We start from the raw sequence: 17,555 nt of genomic DNA, 5'->3' as shown, positions 1-17,555 counted from the left end.
TTCTATCTCATGTATAGAAACAACTTGTTATATTTGTAATAGATAGTTTTTACTATTTTAGGTAGAAAAAACTACATTCAAACTTATTAAGATTTAGAATTGATAAATCAGTAAAGCTAAAATTAAACTTATCAGTATACTCAATGGTATCAGATAATTCACTTTTTAACTATACTTATACCTTTAAGGTATCTGAATGTTTAAATATACACTTCTAAAACTAATTTTGATTGAATATACTATTACATAGTAAAAAATAAAATTATTTTTGTTCAGAATAATTTCACACAAAATTGCAAATTTTTATACAAAAATCAACTATTATTTCGATATATTTTTTATTTTTTGTTGTCTTTCATCACTAATTTAGCAAAGAATAAATTGTGATATACTATTTTAATAGGCTTTACACATTTGCTTGTTAATTTCACTATGCTGAAATACTTATAAAGACTGTGTTTTTTACTGTATTCTATGACACACAAAATACGATTGTTCTATTTTAAACACTTCAGAAAAAGCTCTCTTAACAAACAAGTTCTCATAAAAATAAGAAGTCTTATTCTAAAACAGTAGAATAAGACTCCTTAAAATTATAATTTGAAATTATCTTGAAATAAGATTACGAATTTGCCATTGCTTTAGGTGCTCCAGCCATAATCTCATCATTTGCATACTCTGCATATTTTTCGAAGTTAGTTACAAATGCAGTCGCTAATTTATTAGCAGTAGCATCATATTCTTCTTTATTTTCCCATGTATTTTTAGGATTCAAGATTTCAGTAGGAACATTTGGACATTCACTAGGAATTTTTACTCCAAAAATTGGTTGTTCCTCAAAGTTTACATTATCTAATTTTCCTTCTAAAGCAGCCGTAATCATAGCACGAGTATAAGAAAGTTTCATTCTTGAACCTACACCATATCCACCACCAGACCATCCAGTATTGATAAGCCAAACGTTTACATTTGATTCTTCCATTTTCTTACCCAACATTTCTGCATATTTAGTAGGGTGCAAAGGTAAAAAGGCAGCACCAAAACAAGCCGAGAAAGTACGTTGTGGTTCTGTAATACCTACTTCTGTTCCTGCAACCTTGGCAGTATAACCCGAAATAAAGTGATACATAGCTTGTCCTTTTTCTAATTTAGAAATTGGAGGCAATACACCATACGCATCACAAGTAAGGAAGAAAATATTTTTTGGAACACCACCAACAGAAGGCTCAACAGCATTATCAATATGATAAATTGGATAAGCTACACGAGTATTTTCAGTAACTGAAGAGTTGAGATAATCTACTTTTCTAGTTCCTTCATGGAAGCGAGTATTTTCTAATAATGCACCAAACTTAACAGCATTAAAGATTTGAGGCTCTTTCTCTTCTGTAAGGTCAATTACTTTTGCATAACAACCACCTTCAAAATTGAAAACCGAATCAGAAGTCCAGCCATGCTCATCATCTCCAATAAGAGGACGGTTAGGGTCTGCTGAAAGTGTAGTTTTTCCTGTTCCAGAAAGACCAAAGAAAATAGCTGTATCACCATCTTGTCCAATATTTGCAGAGCAGTGCATCGACAATACTTTGTGTTTGTGAGGAAGCAAATAATTCAAGACAGAGAAAATTCCTTTTTTCATTTCTCCTGTGTAACCTGTTCCACCAATCAAAATCATTTTTTTAGTGAAATTGATAATAGCAAAGTTAGCTTGGCGAGTACCATCTACTTCTGGATCAGCTTCGTATTCTGGAACTTGAAGAATAGTGAAAGTAGGATTAAAAGATTCAAATTCTGTTTGTTCTGGACGAATAAACATGTTATGACAAAAAAGATTCGAACAAGCATTTGTATTAATAACACGTAGCTTAAGTTGATAATTTGTATCTGCACCTGCATACGCATCACGCACATAAAGATCTTTTCCTTCTAATGATGCAATCATTTTTTCCATTAGAGCATCAAATTTTTCTGGAGAGAAGGCAATGTTTATATCTCCCCACCATACTGAATTTTCAGTTTCTGCATCTTTTACAATAAATCTATCTTTAGGAGAACGCCCTGTAAATTTGCCTGTATCAAACATTAAAGCTCCTGTATTGTTCAAAACACCTTCTTTTTTATCTAGTGCATGTTCAATAAGCTCTGCTGCTGGCAAGTTCCAATATACGTTCGCTGCATGTTTTATTCCTAGCTCCTCAATTCCTGATTGGTTAGACTTGACTCCGTGTTGTTGCATAATTAAATGTCAGTATAAAATTGGTAAAATCAAAAAAGCCAATCTATTTTCCATACCTAATGAAAAACAAATTGGCAAAATATCAAAATGAGTATATAATTTTTTTAGTAGAAGTAATTTTTCTATTTTTTTCAGTCGTATTCTCTTTTATAACTAAAAGTAAAGACAAAAGAAAACTGCATTTTTCAGCACTCAAAAACATTCCCTTATTAATTTTGGACAGAAGAAGAATCAAATCAGAAAAAATGTTTTCTTGAGATGATTTTTCAAACATTATTTTTAATAAGTTTGATTGTATTTTTAAAAAAAGAGGCTTCAAAAGCAATAGACGCATAAACAGTTATTTGCTGACAAATACAAATTAGTCCCTACACAAATGTAAATTGTAATTATTGCACACAAAGATACAATTATTTTTATGATGTAACGCAAAATTCACACCGAAAAAATGAAATAAATACCCTTGTTTGCCATTGTAAAAGGTTATAGGTGATTTTTAAGTAGCTCATTCTATTAAAATTCAAAAAAAATTATTAATTTAAAAGATTAAGAACTTTAAAAGTCGGCTAAAAAAGCAATATTTTTCAACAAAAGTCTTTATAATCAAGTAATATAATCACTACCTTGATTTGTTGGTTTTGGATATAAAAAACTTCTTTAATTATGAAAAACAAAAAAACACATAGCCTTTACATATTTCTATTTTTAGTGTTTAACGTCCTAATCATAGGAGGCTCACAGGCTCAACAACTAACAGAAAAACACTGTATTACGCATTTTAATCTTGATAAAGGAGTAGCCATTGAGGGGTATGATGTGGTTTCTTATTTTGTAGAAGACAAACCACAAAAAGGAAAAGCATCTATTTCTGCAAAATACTTAGGTGTAATTTATAGATTTTCTACTAAAGAACACCGAGATTTATTTGTCAAAAACCCTCAAAAATATATGCCTCAATATGGTGGCTGGTGTGCTTATGCAATGGGTGCAAAGGATGAAAAAGTGGATATGAATCCAGAAAACTATAAGATTATAGATGGAAAACTCTATCTTTTTTATAAAAATTTCTTCACAGATACATTAGATGATTGGAATGAAGATGAAGAAAATCTAAAGCAAAAAGCTGATAAAAACTGGTCAGAAGTGAAATAATACTGTCTTTTTGCTTTGTAAAAATAGTTTTCAAATGAATATTTTACAGTTACTCAAAAAACCTCATCCTTTTATTTTTAATATAGGAAGTATTTTAGTTCCTGCCTTAATTACTTTTTTAGTGATTTTGGTTTTTGCTCCTTTCGGTTTAGTTCAGTCTGATGTGTTGAACCGTTTTAGCTATGCTATTTTTTTTAGTGCAGTAGTTGCTTTTTGTATTTGGGTAGGTGTAAGAGGACTACAAAAAGTATTCTCTAACTCTTTTGAAGAAGAAAACTGGACAGTAGGAAAAGAAATAAGCCTAGTTTTTACGATTCTAACATTTATTATTTTTGTAACCTTCTTTATTTTTGCTTTTCTGAAAGGTTTTGAAAACTTAGGAGCTTTGTTTCAAATCATGTTCGTTCGGACACTTCTCATTTCGTTTTTTCCAATCTTGATAATGATTCTTTACGAGCAGTATTATCATCAAAAACAAAAGTGGAAAGAAGCAGAATCGCTCAATCAAAGACTTCAAGAAAAACAGACTGAATTACAGGAAACACAAATTAAACTCAAAGCAGAATTTGAGAACAAACTTCAAAATCAAGTAGAGGAAAAAATAGAAGAGCAAGTCAGAACAAAAGTAGAGGAAATAGAAAACACTATTTCTCAAAAAAAAATCATTTTAGAAGCCGAAAATGGAAAAATTGCTTTGCAATTAGAAAGCAAACAAATTTTTTATCTGCAATCAGAAGGAAATTATATTGAAGTTTTTTATAAATCAGACAATTCTATTCAAAAAGAATTAATCCGAAATAGCTTAAAAAAGCTAGAAGAAAAATTACCTCCAAAAGATTTTTTTAGGTGTCATAAAAGTTATATCATCAACCTTTCAAAGATTCAGAAAGTAGAAGGAAATGCACGAAATTTAGAATTGGTTTTGCAAAATATCAATACAAAAATTCCTGTTTCACGCTCCAAATCAAAAGAACTTTCAGAACTTCTCAAAGCAAATTCTTAGTATTTCTTGTTTACTTTTAATTTGCTTTTTCTACTTTATACCACCCTTTTCCCATTCTTACCAAATAGAGATAAATGATATAGCTATTGCTTTATTATTATTTATTTTTGAGATATGTCGTGGAATTCTGCAACAGTTTTCAAAAACTTTTGTCTTTACAGATAAAAATAAATCTCTCTTATGCTTACTGACCAAAAAATATATTATCAAGATAGCTCTATTCAAATAGCAAGAAATCATTATGCTAAAACTAAATCAGATATGCCTTTGCATAGTCATGATTTTCTTACCATTAGTTTATTGTTGAATGGAAATATAGCAGAAAAAACTTCTCAAGACCAAATTCATAAAGCAGGTGCAGGGCATGTTTCCATAAAACCACCTCAAGTGATTCATAGTGATTCTTTTGCAGAAAATAGCTCACTTTTATCGCTCAAAATATATGATTGGGAGTATTACGACTTAGATTTTAAAGAATGGAGTTGGATTGCAGAACAGACACTTATACCTTACTTTTTGCCTCTCATTCAACAAAAAAATAAAAAAGAAGCTATAAAACAACTCAAAAAAACATTGGCTATTTGCTTACAGCAACAATCTACACACATCCCTACTTGGCTTTCAGAAATTGCTACTTATATTAATAATAATCACGAAAAAAATATTGTAATAACAGAGATAGCTCAAGATATAAATAAGCATCCTTTTCATGTAGGTCATTTTTTCAAAAAATTTTATGGTATGGATATAAAAACATATCAACAAAACTTGAGAATACGAAATAGCTTTGCTCAAGTAATAGAACAAAATGAAAGTCTAACAGAAATTGCGTATAAAAATGGTTTTTCAGACCAAAGTCATTTTTGCCGAACCTTCAAAAAAATTACTCACTTTACGCCACGAAAAGCTCTAAATTTAATCGATGTTTGATTCGTTCTATTTTTTGGTAAAATACAAAACTACTTTTGTAAAAATATTTTATCAACCACTAAAAACGAATTTGAAAATGATAAGAAAAACTATCTTAGTTGCACTACTTATTTCTATTACTCACTTTAATTTTGCTCAGAAAATAGAAAAAAATCAGAAACTCACTCAATTTATTGAAAAAATTCAGACAGAACTAGAAATGATTCCTGCTATTAGTGTTGCAGTTTCTCATCTTGATGATAAAAAAAACACAAAATCTTTTGCATACACCACAGGCTACACAAATATAGAAACCAAGCAAAAAGCTACTAATTCTACTGGTTTTTATATTGCTTCTACTACTAAATCTTTTGTTGGGCTTTTAGCTAGTGTTTTGGAATATGAAGGAAAAATTGACCTCCAAAAACAAATCATAGAATACAAACCGTTTAGTAATTTCAAAGAAAAAGCAAAATTTGAAGGAATTACGATTAATGATTTGTTGTCGCACCAAATTGGAGTTGATAATGAATATTTATCTATGCGTTTGGCTTATACAGGCGAATATACAGAGGAAGATATTTTGAGAATTATAGAACAAGAAAGTGAAGCCTTAGAAACTGGAAAGCAGTTTATGTATTCTAATTATGGCTATTACCTTTTTTCTATGATTTTGAAAGCAGAACTAGGAAAAACATGGCAGGATTTGCTTCAAGAAAAGGTTTTTACGCCTTTAGGAATGAAAAACACATCTGCAAAAGTTTCTGATTTTGATGAAAATAAATTAGCCAAACCTCATCATAGTACCTTTGGAAAAGATGTTCAGAAATCAGATTTTTTTAAAATAGATAAAACCATGCACGCAGCAGGAGGAATAATTACTTCGGCAGAAGACATGGCAAACTTTCTAGAATTTCAAATCAATAAAGGAACTCTACATGGCAAAACAATTTATCCAAGTGCCGTTATAGAAAAAAATCAAGAAAAGTTAGTTTCTGCTGCTCATGAATATATAACTATTTTTGAGGGAAATGGCTATGCTAGAGGTTGGAGAATAGGCGATTTTGAAGGAAAGAAAGTAATTTATCATTTTGGAGGTTATCATGGTTTTGCTTCTCATCTTTCTTTTTTACCAAATGAAAAAATAGGTGTCAGTGTAAGTATTAATCACTCATTAGGTTTGGATATCGGAAATTTGATTGCTAAATATGCCTATTATTTACATTTAGGAGATGAAAAAGCAGTCAAAAAACTAGAGAAAAAGGGCATTAAATCACTTCAAAAGAAATTCAAACGCTACAATAAATCAGAAGTAAAATATGCCGAAAAATTAGCCAAACGTGAATGGATGCTTTCTCTTCCAAAAGAACAATATGTAGGCAGTTACAAAAGTAAAAATATCGGAACAGTAAATGTCAGTTATGAAGATGGTAAACTGTTATTCACTACTGGAAATGTAAAAAGCATAGCAACAGCTTATGAGTTAAAAGAATGTATGCGAATCGAACTTGCCCCTGGGAGTGGCATCGTGATTCGCTTTCAAATTGAAGACGGAAAGCCAGTTAGTTTTTCTTTTGGAGAAGATGTATTTGAGAAAATATAAGCTAATTCAAAACGGTCTTGAACAAAAAACAAGACCGTTTTTTTATGTTTATTTTTTGAGTTTTGATTAAAAAATACGATAAAGATTCAAATCATCTCCCACTTATCCCAAACTCTGCCACTTCCTACCAAAACCATTTTAAAAGGCTGTAAAACTACATTTTATCCCTCATATTTGTCGTATAAGTTTTTAAAAAATCACTAAAAACAAATACACCAATGACAAAATATAGACTATCAGTTTCACTTATTTTTCTGCTTATTTTCACACTTGTTTTTTCACTTGTTTTTTCACTTTCTAGTAATGCACAAGTTTATATAGAAAAAAAATCTCAACATCGTTTTGCTCAATCCTACTTTGGATTTAACACACAAATTGTTCCTGCATCGGGTAGCTTAATTTGGCAAGGTCAAGAACAAGAATTTCCTACTGCTATTATGCCTCATCTTACTCTTGGAGGACTGCATTTTTGGGGAAAGTTAGATTTTAATATGACACTTTACTTGACCAATTTAGGAAGTACAAAACTTCAAAATAACGGAGAGGTAGAGTACCGTTCGGCAGGAAGTCTAAGTGCAAAATATTATCCTTGGCGAATGGAATTTAAAAAACTTCGTCCCTATATGGGGGTTTGCCTAGATTTTTCTTCACTAGGTTTGGGAAATGATACCCAAGGAAAACGTTACGATGGTTTTATTACACCGATGCCATTAGGAGGGTTTTCTTTTGCTCTAAAAGGTTGGCAAATCAATGCCGAAGCAATGTTTCTAGCCAACAACAAGAAGACTTTTTATAGTAGTGAAACTCAAAGAAACACCTTCGAACTTCCCAAAACTTATTTGTCTTTAGGTGTAGTGAGATATTTTGATACTACAATTAAAGAAGAAAAGCCAACAGAATCGGGAAAAATGGAAGAAGTTACGGCAAGTTTGGCAGCCAAACGAAAACTAAATAGCTTTTCGATAGGAATTGCGCCTAGCTCGGCTTTCTTTCTACAATCACCTAAATTTTCAGAAGAATTAGAATCTTTACCTCTTCATAAAGCAAGTTTTAATTTAGACATCGGAGTAGGCTATTTTTTCTACAAAGCTAAATTACACACAGGTTTTAGTTATCGCAATTATTCTTCAAAAGCCATTAGTTATAGCTTAGAACATATTATCAGAAGACAATCCATTGCCTTCGAAACCTACAAATTTTTGTTTGACTACAACGGATTTGTTCCTTTTGTTGGGGCAAGTATTAGTTCCGAAAAATGGGCTACTGGACTTTTTAGAAACAACACACAACAAGGTGAAATAGCAAGAACAGAAATGTTTTCTCCTGGAATTATCTTCGGTTGGGACATTGTGCCTTCACCTTTAGATACTTGGGTGTTGCGTACTAATCTGCGCTATTATCCTTTTCAAGAAATTAATGATGTGGGAGGGAAAAAATCAAGAGTGGATCAGTTTGAGTTTAATTTTATTCAGTTTGTCATCTATCCCAATCGCATTATCAATTTTAGAAAAGCGAAGAAAGGTTTTTATAAATAGCTCAGAAAATTCTTATACAAAAATCAAAAAATTATGAAAGACTTCGTTCAATACACACTTTTTTTTCACGTCTTGGTGGGAAGCATTTCTCTAATCAGTGGCGCAGTTGCTATTTTGTCTAAAAAGGGCAAAAAGTGGCACAAATACTCGGGTAAAATTTATTTCTGGGCAATGACTTTAGTTTTCTTTACTGGAATTATCGTAGCTGGTTATCGTTTTAATCGCTTCTTGTTTTTGATAGCTTTTTTGAGTTATTACAGCGTTTTTTCTGGTGTTCGCTTTCTTAGTTTAAAGAAATTACACAAAGACCAAAACCCAAAATGGTACGACTGGGCAGCAGGAATTATCAATGGACTTGCTAATATTATTTTTATCGGAATAGGTTTGTATTACCTTTTGAGAGAAAATCATAATCTAGCTGGGGCATTGCTTTCTATGGGTTTTGGGATTGGTGGTTTTATGATTTCTTATACCAATTTGAAGTCTTTTATTATCCGTCCCAAAGAGCATTATCATTGGTACACAGCCCATATCGGAAATATGATGGGAGGTTATATTGCTACGTTTACGGCTTTTTCAGCGACAGTAGTTTCTCGCTTCGATTTGATGAATCCTTTTGTAGCCTTTGCTTTGCCTCCTCTTATTGGTGTTCCTATCCTAATTTATTGGACAAGCCAAGTAGAGAAAAAATTTCAAAAACCTACTATCTAATCTAAGTTTCTTATTCTCACTTTATACATTTAAAATTATTTATTAATTCAACTCAAAAACTCAGTTTTCAATGAAATATATTCTTTCTTTTATTTTGGTTTTTCTCTGTTTGAATCCACTTAAAGCACAAATAGATACTGTAAATACACAATCTGATGTGTTAGAAATTAAGCAACTTCAAGAAAATCAAACTTCTTATATCTTCTATATTCAAGACTCTATTTATAAATCAAACTTTGAAATTTGGGACAGAACAATTTCCAAAAATGAAAATACCTATCAACTTCACTGGACAAGACATTCTAATAATAAAAATAATTTCCATAAGTATCTCATTACATTTGATAAAAAGCTACGTACTTTGAGTGAAAAAGTCTTTCATCAAGATGTGAGTGAAGAAAAGACACTTATCGAAAAAAAGCATTTTATCTACGAAGAAAATAAAATGTACTCAGATTCTGATACCACACAACATAATGTTTTGCCTTTTGAAATAAATGATTTGGAATATTCATTCAATTGGGAACTAGATTTAGAAGTTTTGTCTACATTGCCGTTGGAAGAGGATAAGCAATTTGCGATTAGTTTTTATCATCCTGCCTCAAAAACGCCTCCTAAATATTACAAATATTGGGTAGATAGAAGTGAGGAAATTTCATTGAATAATAACTCAATGGATTGTTGGGTAGTAAAAGTAATTTATTCAGAATATCAATCAAGTGAATTTTGGATTGATAAATCTACACACCGTGTGCTTCAAATGAAGGAAGGCTTTTTTGGGAAATACCGATTTAAGAAATTGATACTCTAACCTAAATCTAATTAAAAAACAATGATAAATTACAAATATACTTTACTTTTAATATTGCTTGTCTTTGCTACTTCTTGTTCCTACATTAAAAACGTAGGATTACTTTCAGGAGGAGAATTGAAAGCCAAAAACTTTGTTCAAGAAGTACCTTTCGAACTCAAAAAAGACTTGATTGTCGTAAAAGCCAAGCTAAATGCTGATACTGTTTTGCGTGAATTTATTTTTGATACAGGAGCGTTTAATAGTAAAGTAGAAAATAACTTAGCAACAGATTTAGGTTTAGAAACAGTTACTACCAAATCAAATTCGACAGCACAAGGTATTTCTAATGAAATTGAAGTTACTCGTTTGGATTCAATAACTTTTGGAGAAACTTCTTTTTATAAAATTGGAGCAGGAAAGGTCATCTATTCTGAAAAATCGGCTAGTCCTTGTATTGCCAAATACGGAATTATTGGAGCAAATCTAATGAAACTGGCGCATTGGAAAATTGATTATCAAAATCAAAAACTTTATTTTTCAGATACGCCTTTTTCTATAAATGGAGAACATTATACCTTACCTTTTGACAGTCCTACTTTGTCTGGAACACCAAAAATTAATCTAAAACTAGGCGATAAAACCGTCGAAAACGTACTTTTTGATGTTGGTTTTAATAGTAGTTTGGTTTTGCCGTTGTCTTTAGCACAGCATTTTGAAACAGCCGAAACACAAATTATTTTGGATAAATCTACTTCTGGAATTTATGGTTCAAATACAGATTCAATTATTGTAAAGAAATTAAAAGTAGAAATAGGAGGTTATCAGACAGAAATGTTGGTAGAGTTTTCGGCTATCGGAAAAGCACTTTTAGGAAACGAGTTTTTGAAGCATTTTACAGTTTGTATTGATTATGATAAGGATAAAATTTTACTCCAACCTCAACAAGAAGTAAAAATCGAAGCTCCAACAAAATTTTTGCTAGGAATACTCAATGATTCGCTTTGGGTTGTCAATCGTACCAATTCAGAATTAGATTTACAGTTGGGCGATACTGTCCTTTCCGTTAATAATCGTAAGCCAAAAGATTTGTTTTCTTCGCATTGTGATTACATAATGAATGCTAAAAAAATGTTTGAAGCCGATACTTTAGTTTTAGAACTCAAAAATGACAATAAAATAAATTTATTTCCTTAATCTTCAATTAATTAAAAATGAAAAAACACAATTTATTTACCCTACTTACTTTCTTTTCTCTAATTGTATTTGGCTGCACAGAAGATGAAACTATCACTCCTATTACTTCAAATGAAGAGCTTACAGAATACTTACAAGAAGTCTATAATGAATCTCAACTTCCTGCTTTTTCTTTAGCAATTGTGAAGAATGGAGAACTTGCTTATCAAAATTCTTTTGGGCATAAAAACATCGAAAACAATGAATTTTATACCAATCAAACATTACAACCCATTGCCTCAATTAGTAAAACTGTTTTGGGTGTAGCTACCGTCAAAGCAATAGAATTAGGTTATTTTGATTTGGAAACAGATATTAATAGCATTCTAACAAATCCAATTATAAATCCTAATAACCCAAATGATATTATCAAAATTCGTCATTTGGTAACTCATACTTCTTCATTATTGGATGTTTCAGAAGCCTATTTTGATGCGTATTATATTCAAAATGGCGAAAATATAAACACAGAAGGAGCAGTCTTGTTGCAAAATTTTATGGGAATTGAACAGCGAAATAAAAAGTCTTTAGAAAGTTTGATTTCAAATTATTTTTATCCAAGTGGTATCAACTATTCTCTTGACGCATTTTCAAATTCTAAAGCTGGAGAAAAATGGGCATATTCTAACCTTGCTTCTTCTTTGATGGCATACTTAATTGAAATAAAAGCAAATCAGCCTTATCATCAATTTTTAGAAGAACAGATTTTTGAACCATTAGAGATGAATAAAAGCACTTATTTTCCTTCTTTGTCAGAAACTCAGTTGGCTACTTTATATTTTGATAAAAATACACCTTTGCCTAGATATGGAAATGATTCTTATCCAGACGGTTCTGTATTTACCTCAAATGAGGAGCTTAGTTTATTTTTAGTGGCAATGATAAAAGGCTTTCATTTTTCAGAAGCATCTATAATTTCATCAGAAGGATTTGAAACTTTATTTTCCCCTCTTTTAGCAGAAGAAAAACTAATTTTACAAGCTCACAACAACCACGGAGTTTTTTGGGTACACAATAATAATACCTTGCAGCATAGTGGAAGCGACCCTGGTACGACTTGTTTATTAGAATTTTCAAAAGAAAAACCAGAGGGTTTTTTATTACTGACTAATAGTGATGCTTCCGTTGAAGAAACGCAAACAGTATATAATCAATCGGCTAGACAAATAAAATCGGCTATATCTTCTTACTTATCGTCCTCTGAATAATTTTTTATTATTTGAAGTTCGAATAAAATAGATATTTTTGTAGAATATGTCTTTCACTAAAATCTATAAAAATATTATAATGAAAAAGATAATTTCGTCTTCCTTTACTTCATTACTCTTGGCTTTATTTATTATTTCATCTTGTCAAAGTTCCAAAACTGCAATTACAAGTGATAATTCTAAAGAAATGAGTTATGTTTCTCAAATAAAACTGTTTCAGGAAGAAATGAATATAAGCTACAAAGATTCTAAAGAATCACCTTTAGAAGCAAGTAAGCGCAAGAAATTCAAATCCTTACCTTTTTTCAAAATTGATGAAAGCTATAAAGTAGAAGCTGATTTTGTTAGAACAACTGATGGCAAGCCTTTCGAAATGCAAACGACGACAGATAGGAAACCAATTTATCAAAAATTTGGAGAAGTTAGTTTTGAGTTGCATGGAAAAAGACATACACTAAATGTCTATCAAAGTGAAAGTTTGACACAACAAGAAGAGTACGAAGATTATTTATTCTTGCCTTTTACAGATTTGAGCAACGGACAAGAATCGTATTATGGGGGGCGTTACATTGATTTAAAAATTCCAGAAAGAGAAGCAGCAGACGGACAAGAACTAGATAAAATTACAATTGATTTTAATAAAGCCTATAATCCGTATTGTGCTTATAATAAGAAATACTCTTGTCCAATTCCACCAAAGGAAAATCATTTGGATGTGAAGGTTTTGGCTGGTGTGAGTTATGAAAATCACGACTGATTTTAAACACAGAGAATGCAAAGGGACATAGCGAGTGCAAAATACACTTGAACCACAGAGAAATGAAGAGTTTAGAGAGAATACAAATACAATTTGTACTAAAAGTATAATTTTTTTAAACTAGAACTTTCCTTAATCTCTAGTTATCTCCCAAAGTCTAAAACACTATTAAAACGATAGGTTTTGTGAGGTTGCACCGAAACACCTAATGTTTTGTAACTTCCACTCAAGCAAATTTTTCTATGTCCCAAACTCGGCACACCTGAATCGACGAGTAATTGCATTACAATTTCAAGTGCATCAAATTGTCCATACGAGCAACATTCGCCAGCAAATTTTGATTTGCAACCCGAGTTTGGAAGACGTGTATGTCCAACATATCCTTTTTTTCCTGAAGAAATGGCGTGACATCTTGCACTTTCAAATAAATCTTTTTGAGGAGAAAGTACGCCCACAGGTTTCATGTTTTTCATTGTTTTGTAAAGTGACCCTGTATAATAATCTGATAAACTCAAATTTTCATACGAGTTCCACTTTTTATATTTCACCAAAAAAGTTTCTGCAAAAAGAGGAGGATTAAGACGAGCTAAATTGAGATAATAATAAACTAACTTTTCATTTTCGGTTAGATAATCTGTACTTTGAGCTGTGTAGGCTATAGTATACTTTGCATTTTTCCATTCTGGGACTACTTCTTGAAACTCTTTTTGGTAAGGTTTTATTCCTAGAGTCTCATTTGATTCATTTACATTTTCTGTGTAATCTTCTATAATTTCATCGCCACTTTGATTTTCTTTTATTTCTAATACTTTTTTATCAAATTTTGTCAAACGAGCAGAAGTTTCACCTTTTTTTAGTGTAGGAAGAATAGAAATTCCAAAATAATCTGTTTTATTAGAAAGTAAAATCTGTTTTGCTTGACTATTGGACTGAGATTTCAAAATTGACATCAACAATCGCATTCCTGTATTTTCATAATACATAGAAGAAGAAGTTCCACTTACTTGGAAGTTTTCACATTTTTCCTCTTTATTATAACATGCCGCCAAAATACATTCTTCTCTCATCGGAGAAATAACAGGAAGTGGACGCAATCTTTTGAGTTCACTAGCCAATGTCTTTGTATCTTTTCCAAACATTACTACATAACCGAGTGAGTTTGTGCTATTCCAATCTGTACATTTGTCTAAAAAAGTTTCAGCAAAAAGTGGTGGATTTAGACGCATCAGATTCAAAAAATAATAAAACTGTTTTTCTTCATCGTTCAAGTAATCTGCATATTGTGCTGTATTGGCTGAACTGTATTTTTGCTCTTTCCATTCAGGAATCCATTTTTTGAACTCGTCACATTGGGCAAAAGAATTTTTAGCAATCCCAAAAAATCCTATAAAAAACACAAATACTACAAATAAAAATGGTTTTCTCATAATTGAATTATTTTTTTGATGTATTTATCTACTTTTCAATTTTATTGCCAAAGAAAAGCTGATTTTAGAATTGAAGTTATTTAAAAATTAGTTTGCATGTATTTGTTGGTGTCGCTACGCTAAAACACCAACAAAGGCTGAAGTGAAAATTGTTTTTAAGACACAAAAAAGTTTACTCAAAAAATTATTTCTTATTCTTTTTCAAAAAAATAGGAACTTAATTAAACGAATTTCTATTTTTGTACTATGGAAAAACAAATACCCAACCTTATAGAAGAACTTCGCTGGCGTGGCATGTTACAAGACAGCACCCCAGACACAGAAAAACATTTGCTTGAAAACAAAATTTCAGGCTACATTGGTTTTGACCCTACTGCTGATTCGTTGCATATCGGAAACTTAGCAACAATAATGCTTTTGGTTCACTTACAACGTGCAGGACATACACCTTATGCGCTCGTTGGTGGGGCAACAGGAATGGTAGGCGACCCTTCAGGAAAATCTGCTGAACGTAATCTTTTAGATGAAAAAACACTTCGTCATAATGAAAAATGTATTGGCGAACAACTTCAAAAATTCTTAGATTTTGAAGGAGAAAATGCAGCCGTTTTAGTAAATAATTACGACTGGTTTAAAAACTTTAGCTTTTTAGAGGTTTTGAGAGATGTCGGAAAGCATTTGTCGGTCAATTATATGATGGCAAAAGATTCTGTCAAAACACGCCTTGAAACAGGAATTTCATTTACAGAATTTTCTTACCAATTACTCCAAGCCTACGACTTTTATCATTTGTATAAAAACCATGGTGTCAAACTTCAAATGGGAGGTTCTGACCAATGGGGAAATATTACTTCAGGAACAGAATTAATCAGAAGAATAAGTAATGCCGAAAGTGATAATAATGACGATACTAGAGAACATGCCTTTGCAGTTACTTGTCCCTTAGTTACAAAAGCAGATGGAACAAAATTTGGGAAGTCTGAAAGTGGAAATGTTTGGCTTGATCCAAATCTTACTTCACCTTACAAATTTTACCAGTTTTGGCTCAATGCAGATGATGATGTTGCACCTCGTTTGATTCGTGTCTTTACTCTTTTAGATAAAGAAACTATTGAAAGTCTAGAAATCGAACATAATAAAGATAAAGGACAAAGAATTCTTCAAAAAGCTCTTGCTGAAGATGTAACTGTACGAGTTCACGGTCAAGAAGCCTATGAAAATGCTGTTGAGGCATCAGGAATTTTGTTTTCAAAAGATGTTCTAAAAAAGTTGCAACAAACTGATGAAAAAACACTTTTAGAAATATTTGAAGATGTACCACAAATTCATATTTCTTTAGATGAATATCATCAAGCTGAAAATGTAACTGAACTTTTATCAACTATTGCGAAAGATGAAATTTTTGCATCAAAAAGTGAAGCAAAGAAAATGATAAAAGGAGGAGGAGTAAGCATTAATAAAGCCAAAATTGCTGACCCAGTAATGGAAGTTAATTTTGCTCTCTTACAAGATAAATACTTACTTGTTCAGCGAGGAAAGAAAAATTATTATTTGATTTGTGTAAATAAGTAAATTCTGAATAAGTAATAAAGTAAAAACGGTTTCAAGTTATAGTATAATTTGAAACCGTTTTTTTATGGCTTTTTTAAAAGAAAATGAGTATTTTTCTTAAATTTCTTTCTAAAAACCCACATGATTTGTAATACTCATCAATGTAAAGTTCCAACACCTATGTCAGAAAAAATAACACAACTAAAAAAACAAGTTGAAGCAGGAAAGTTTCAAGAATTATTTGATTATTTGAATTTGTATTTTGAAGAAAATCCGTATAATCAATATTCTACTATCAAAATGAATATTTTGCATCAAATAAATATGGGATTTGCGCCTAATCCTATGCAAGTTCAAGGATTACAAATATTTTTAAATAGCTCTAAAATTAAAGAAGTTGTTCCAATTATTGAACAAAATCATAAAACTACACCTCAAAAAACTACTGAAACTATGGCTTATGGAACAGAAAAAGAAATTGAAGGAATCAGAAAAGCGATTGATTTAATTTTAGAAAAAAAGGAATTTTTACAAGAAGAATTAGGAATAGCAAGTGGAAATCAAAAATTTGCATTAAAAAAGCAATTACAAAAAGAGGAAATAGATTTAGAAAATTATCGTCAGAAAATCCAAAAATTAAGAGAAGAGAATCCTTCTAATTCAGAATTGAACGATTTAGATGCAAAAACTCAAAAAGCACAAGAGGAAATGAAAGATAGTTTGAAGGAAGAAAAGAAAACCTCTGTCTTTATTTCCTACAATCACAAAGACAAGGAATTAGCCAATAGAGTAAAAGACTTTTTGAGAAAACAAGAAATTGATGTTACCATAGATTCAGAAGCAATGAAATCAGGTGAAGACATAAAAACATTTATTGAAAAATGTGTGCGAGAAAATGATATTACGCTTTCTTTGGTTTCAGAAAATAGCTTACTTTCTGCGTGGGTAGCGATGGAAAGTGTGCTTACTTTTGCAGGAGAAAAATTAGCTGATAAAAAATTTATTGCTGTTTATGAAGATGATTCTTTCTTCGGACATTCGTTTGTTAGAGAAAGTATGAAAGTAGTTAGAAAAGAACTACAAGAAATTGATGAAGAGATTGACGAATGTAGAAAAGAAAATATTGGAATCGAACATTTGCAAGATAAGCGTACTCGTTATAGAAAGCTAGAAACTAATTTAGCTGAAATAGTAGGACGTTTAAAAAATTCTCTTTGTAGAAAAATAAGTATGAATAATTTTGAAACAGGAATGCAGAAAGTTTGTGATGATATAAAGTAATATTCGAAATCCTCAACGACGGCAACACCTTGTTGACGGTTGAAATAGTAAAGTAAACCGTCGTTGAGGCTCAAATGCAGCCGTCAACGAGGATAAAAAACTGGTTTCAAGCAAAATACTTGAAACCATTTTTTATCACTTACAATTTAGCCGTTT

14 protein-coding genes are annotated in these 17,555 nt (G+C 31.1%); 12 read left to right on the top strand and 2 right to left on the bottom strand.

Going from position 1 to position 17,555, the window contains the following annotated elements; all coding sequences use genetic code 11:
* Positions 1–622 precede the first annotated feature (622 nt).
* Positions 623–2,236, bottom strand: a complete 1,614-nt coding sequence (pckA, locus tag V9L05_RS14815) for a phosphoenolpyruvate carboxykinase (ATP) (RefSeq protein WP_338812639.1) — start codon at positions 2,234–2,236, stop codon at positions 623–625.
* A 663-nt stretch (positions 2,237–2,899) separates the two neighbouring features.
* Here pckA and V9L05_RS14810 point away from each other — a divergent pair.
* From V9L05_RS14810 to V9L05_RS14765, 10 genes are all read left to right on the top strand, one after another.
* A complete protein-coding gene (locus V9L05_RS14810; protein WP_338812638.1) occupies positions 2,900–3,388 on the top strand; it encodes a YHS domain-containing (seleno)protein in 489 nt (162 codons plus the stop codon).
* A gap of 34 nt (positions 3,389–3,422) precedes the next feature.
* A complete protein-coding gene (locus V9L05_RS14805) occupies positions 3,423–4,391 on the top strand; it encodes a LytTR family transcriptional regulator DNA-binding domain-containing protein (RefSeq protein WP_338812637.1) in 969 nt (322 codons plus the stop codon).
* Positions 4,392–4,571: 180 nt separating this feature from the next.
* Positions 4,572–5,321: an AraC family transcriptional regulator gene (locus V9L05_RS14800; protein WP_338812636.1), complete on the top strand. Its 750-nt coding sequence runs from the start codon at positions 4,572–4,574 to the stop codon at positions 5,319–5,321.
* Between the two features lie 76 nt (positions 5,322–5,397).
* Positions 5,398–6,903, top strand: coding sequence for a serine hydrolase (locus tag V9L05_RS14795; protein ID WP_338812635.1), 1,506 nt, complete (start codon positions 5,398–5,400; stop codon positions 6,901–6,903).
* A 218-nt stretch (positions 6,904–7,121) separates the two neighbouring features.
* Positions 7,122–8,438 carry a hypothetical protein gene (locus V9L05_RS14790; RefSeq protein ID WP_338812634.1) on the top strand — a complete coding sequence of 439 codons (1,317 nt, stop codon included), beginning with the start codon at positions 7,122–7,124 and terminating at the stop codon, positions 8,436–8,438.
* A gap of 33 nt (positions 8,439–8,471) precedes the next feature.
* Positions 8,472–9,149 carry a hypothetical protein gene (locus V9L05_RS14785; protein ID WP_338812633.1) on the top strand — a complete coding sequence of 226 codons (678 nt, stop codon included), beginning with the start codon at positions 8,472–8,474 and terminating at the stop codon, positions 9,147–9,149.
* 70 nt (positions 9,150–9,219) lie between these two features.
* Positions 9,220–9,960: a hypothetical protein gene (locus tag V9L05_RS14780; RefSeq protein WP_338812632.1), complete on the top strand. Its 741-nt coding sequence runs from the start codon at positions 9,220–9,222 to the stop codon at positions 9,958–9,960.
* Positions 9,961–9,981: 21 nt separating this feature from the next.
* Positions 9,982–11,136 (top strand): pepsin/retropepsin-like aspartic protease family protein, encoded by a 1,155-nt coding sequence (locus tag V9L05_RS14775; protein WP_338812631.1) that lies wholly within the window; start codon positions 9,982–9,984, stop codon positions 11,134–11,136.
* A gap of 17 nt (positions 11,137–11,153) precedes the next feature.
* Positions 11,154–12,383, top strand: coding sequence for a serine hydrolase domain-containing protein (locus V9L05_RS14770; protein ID WP_338812630.1), 1,230 nt, complete (start codon positions 11,154–11,156; stop codon positions 12,381–12,383).
* A 79-nt stretch (positions 12,384–12,462) separates the two neighbouring features.
* The gene (locus V9L05_RS14765; protein ID WP_338812629.1) at positions 12,463–13,140 is read left to right on the top strand and encodes a DUF1684 domain-containing protein; all 678 of its coding nucleotides are present in this window, start codon (positions 12,463–12,465) and stop codon (positions 13,138–13,140) included.
* A gap of 143 nt (positions 13,141–13,283) precedes the next feature.
* Here V9L05_RS14765 and V9L05_RS14760 read toward each other — a convergent pair whose 3' ends face one another.
* Complete coding sequence (locus V9L05_RS14760; RefSeq protein WP_338812627.1) at positions 13,284–14,567, bottom strand: CAP domain-containing protein; 1,284 nt, start codon at positions 14,565–14,567, stop codon at positions 13,284–13,286.
* 246 nt (positions 14,568–14,813) lie between these two features.
* Here V9L05_RS14760 and tyrS point away from each other — a divergent pair, with 246 nt between their 5' ends.
* Positions 14,814–16,139: a tyrosine--tRNA ligase gene (gene tyrS, locus V9L05_RS14755; protein ID WP_338812626.1), complete on the top strand. Its 1,326-nt coding sequence runs from the start codon at positions 14,814–14,816 to the stop codon at positions 16,137–16,139.
* A 159-nt stretch (positions 16,140–16,298) separates the two neighbouring features.
* Entirely contained in the window at positions 16,299–17,399 is a 1,101-nt protein-coding gene (locus tag V9L05_RS14750; protein ID WP_338812625.1) for a TIR domain-containing protein, read from the top strand.
* Positions 17,400–17,555 lie beyond the last annotated feature (156 nt).

Origin of the sequence: Bernardetia sp. Wsw4-3y2, assembly GCF_037126295.1 — a bacterium.
GTDB lineage: Bacteria > Bacteroidota > Bacteroidia > Cytophagales > Bernardetiaceae > Bernardetia.
The sequence above is the reverse complement of the archived record's forward strand: the minus strand, read 5'-3'. Positions and strand labels throughout refer to the sequence as shown.

Coding starts and splice junctions, on each gene's coding strand:
- V9L05_RS14790 (WP_338812634.1), top strand. CDS start 7,122: ATGACAAAATATAGACTATCAGTTTCACTTATTTTTCTGCTTATTTTC.
- V9L05_RS14775 (WP_338812631.1), top strand. CDS start 9,982: ATGATAAATTACAAATATACTTTACTTTTAATATTGCTTGTCTTTGCT.
- V9L05_RS14795 (WP_338812635.1), top strand. CDS start 5,398: ATGATAAGAAAAACTATCTTAGTTGCACTACTTATTTCTATTACTCAC.
- V9L05_RS14760 (WP_338812627.1), bottom strand. CDS start 14,567: ATGAGAAAACCATTTTTATTTGTAGTATTTGTGTTTTTTATAGGATTT.
- tyrS (WP_338812626.1), top strand. CDS start 14,814: ATGGAAAAACAAATACCCAACCTTATAGAAGAACTTCGCTGGCGTGGC.
- V9L05_RS14750 (WP_338812625.1), top strand. CDS start 16,299: ATGTCAGAAAAAATAACACAACTAAAAAAACAAGTTGAAGCAGGAAAG.
- V9L05_RS14805 (WP_338812637.1), top strand. CDS start 3,423: ATGAATATTTTACAGTTACTCAAAAAACCTCATCCTTTTATTTTTAAT.
- V9L05_RS14800 (WP_338812636.1), top strand. CDS start 4,572: ATGCTTACTGACCAAAAAATATATTATCAAGATAGCTCTATTCAAATA.
- V9L05_RS14780 (WP_338812632.1), top strand. CDS start 9,220: ATGAAATATATTCTTTCTTTTATTTTGGTTTTTCTCTGTTTGAATCCA.
- V9L05_RS14770 (WP_338812630.1), top strand. CDS start 11,154: ATGAAAAAACACAATTTATTTACCCTACTTACTTTCTTTTCTCTAATT.
- V9L05_RS14765 (WP_338812629.1), top strand. CDS start 12,463: ATGAAAAAGATAATTTCGTCTTCCTTTACTTCATTACTCTTGGCTTTA.
- pckA (WP_338812639.1), bottom strand. CDS start 2,236: ATGCAACAACACGGAGTCAAGTCTAACCAATCAGGAATTGAGGAGCTA.
- V9L05_RS14785 (WP_338812633.1), top strand. CDS start 8,472: ATGAAAGACTTCGTTCAATACACACTTTTTTTTCACGTCTTGGTGGGA.
- V9L05_RS14810 (WP_338812638.1), top strand. CDS start 2,900: ATGAAAAACAAAAAAACACATAGCCTTTACATATTTCTATTTTTAGTG.